We start from the raw sequence: 2,422 nt of genomic DNA, 5'->3' as shown, positions 1-2,422 counted from the left end.
TCCCCGGCTGCTCCTCGTCGGCGATGGCCTTCAACAGCTTGGCGACGCCCAGCGGCTCAACCTCGGCGTCGGTCGCGACCAAAATCGCCCGATCGGCGCCCATCGCCAGCGCGGTGCGCAGCGTCTCCTGCGCCTTGGCCGGGCCGATCGAGACCACCACGATCTCGGTCGCGACGCCCTTTTCCTTCAGGCGGATCGCTTCCTCGACCGCGATCTCGTCGAACGGGTTCATGCTCATCTTGACGTTGGCCAGGTCGACCCCAGACCCGTCCGCCTTCACCCGCGGCTTCACGTTGAAATCGATGACCCGCTTCACGGGGACCAGCAGCTTCATGCTCGTTCCTTCTCTTTCACCTCATGCCAGCGCAGGCTGGCATCCATGCTGAGACTCAATGGATCCCAGTCTTCGCTGGGGTGACGGTGTTACGCCGCCTCCAGTTCCTTCACCTGCTCGACGATCTTCCTGGCGGCATCGCCCAAGTCGTTCGCCGGGACGATGGGAAGGCCGCTTTCGGCGAGGATGGCTTTTCCTTCCTCGACATTGGTGCCTTCGAGGCGGACGACCAGCGGCACGGAGAGGTGCACCTCCCGCGCCGCCTCGACGATCCCCTCGGCGATGATGTCGCAGCGCATGATGCCGCCGAAGATGTTGACGAGGATGCCGTGCACCGCGGGGTCGGAGAGGATGATCTTGAACGCCGCCGTCACCTTCTCCTTGTTGGCACCGCCGCCGACGTCGAGGAAGTTGGCCGGGAAGGCGCCGTTCAGCTTGATGATGTCCATCGTCGCCATGGCGAGGCCGGCGCCGTTCACCATGCAGCCGATATTGCCGTCGAGCTTGATGTAGGCGAGGTCGTGCCGGGAGGCTTCGAGCTCCATCGGATCCTCCTCGCTCTCGTCGCGCAGCGCCTCGAGGTCCGGGTGGCGGAACATGGCGTTGGAATCGAAGCCGACCTTGGCGTCGAGCACCAGCAGCTTGCCGTCGTCGGTCACGGCGAGCGGGTTGATTTCGATCTGGCTCGCGTCGGTGCCGAGGAAGGCATCGTAGAGCTTGGCGAGCATCTTCTGCGCCTGCTTGGCGAGGTCGCCGGTCAGCTCCAGCGCGGCGGCGACCGAGCGGCCGTGATGCGGCATCAGGCCGGTGGCCGGGTCGATCGTGATGGTGTGGATCTTCTCCGGCGTCGAATGCGCGACTTCCTCGATGTCCATCCCACCCTCGGTCGACGCGACGATCGCGATCCGTCCCGTGGTGCGATCGACGAGCAGGGCGAGGTAGAATTCCTTGGCGATGTCGACGCCGTCGGTGACGTAGAGGCGGCTCACCTCCTTGCCTTCCGGCCCGGTCTGGATCGTCACCAGCGTGTTGCCGAGCATGTCCGACGCGGCCGCCCGGACTTCGTCTTCCGACCGGGCGAGGCGCACGCCGCCCTTGGCGTCCGGCCCCAACTCCTTGAACTTGCCCTTGCCGCGCCCGCCGGCGTGGATCTGCGCCTTGACGACATAGAGCGGACCGGGGAGCTTGCCGGTGGCGGCGACCGCTTCCTCGACGCTCATCGCGGCGATCCCCGCCGGAACCGCGACTCCGAATTTCGAGAGCAATTCCTTGGCCTGATATTCGTGGATGTTCATGGGAGGAGGGAATCCTTGAGCTTGGGCAATTCGCGGCGGTCTTAAGCACAGCGGCGCGGCGAATGGAAGCCGCTCGCCCGTCTTGCTATAGGGACGCCATGCCCGTGATCCGCGACGACATCGGCGCGATCGAATGACAAGCGACCCGCTTGACTGGATCGCGCGCGTCGTGATGCTGGTGCTCTCCGGGATGGTGACGCTCTCCCTCATCGGCTCCATCGCCGCCATCCCCTCGGGCAGCATCGAAACCCGGATGGGGCTGGAGACTCAACCTCGGATAGCCAAGCCGCCGCCGCTGCCGGAGGCTGAGCCCGAGGCGGCGGCGCCAAAGATGGAATCCGCGGAGGAGACCGGCGGGCAGGGCGCGCCGAGGGCTTCCGGCGCTTCGCCGGCCCCCGCCGCTGGCGAAGCGGCGCGGTGGTTGGAGGCGATCACCTATGCGCTGCTGGCGCTGGTCGGCCTCGCCGCGCTCGCCAGCCTGATGCTGTGGCGCGGCCTTCGCGAGCGCAAGCGGATCGCCGATGCGCTGGAGGCGCTGGTCGCGCGGCCCTGATCAGAGGCGGGAGATCTGCCGGCGATCGAGCAGGGTCGACTGGCCGCCGTGGAATCGGGCCATCGCACCCGGATCGAGGCTGTTGAGGCGCTCGAACAGGGCGAGCCGATCGACCGGTGCCGTCTCGAACAGCTTCTTGTTGAAGGCGCGGTAAAAGTCCCGCTTGCGCCAGAGCGTCGCGGCGAGGCCCTCGAACAGGTCGTGAAGCGCGCCGCCGCTATAATCCTGTTGCTGTGTGAG

The 2,422-nt window shown here is 66.7% G+C and carries 3 protein-coding genes and 1 pseudogene; 1 reads left to right on the top strand and 3 read right to left on the bottom strand.

All coding sequences use genetic code 11. The features are described from left to right. On the bottom strand, positions 1 to 334 hold a 334-nt coding region (locus VIR62_RS08865; RefSeq protein ID WP_431870504.1), incomplete at its 3' end, for an electron transfer flavoprotein subunit beta/FixA family protein. 89 nt (positions 335 to 423) lie between these two features. Beyond that, positions 424 to 1,629 (bottom strand): ADP-forming succinate--CoA ligase subunit beta, encoded by a 1,206-nt coding sequence (gene sucC, locus VIR62_RS08860; protein ID WP_431870502.1) that lies wholly within the window; start codon positions 1,627 to 1,629, stop codon positions 424 to 426. A 133-nt stretch (positions 1,630 to 1,762) separates the two neighbouring features. Between sucC and VIR62_RS08855 the strand changes: the two genes are divergently transcribed. Continuing rightward, positions 1,763 to 2,182: a hypothetical protein gene (locus VIR62_RS08855; protein ID WP_431870500.1), complete on the top strand. Its 420-nt coding sequence runs from the start codon at positions 1,763 to 1,765 to the stop codon at positions 2,180 to 2,182. On the opposite strand, the pseudogene VIR62_RS08850 reads toward VIR62_RS08855, so the two are convergent. Beyond that, positions 2,183 to 2,422 (bottom strand): annotated as a pseudogene (locus tag VIR62_RS08850) (lycopene beta-cyclase CrtY); the annotation flags it as partial. It abuts the gene before it with no gap.

It is taken from the genome of Allosphingosinicella sp. (assembly GCF_036570505.1).
Taxonomy (GTDB): Bacteria; Pseudomonadota; Alphaproteobacteria; order Sphingomonadales; family Sphingomonadaceae; genus Allosphingosinicella.
The sequence above is the reverse complement of the archived record's forward strand: the minus strand, read 5'-3'. Positions and strand labels throughout refer to the sequence as shown.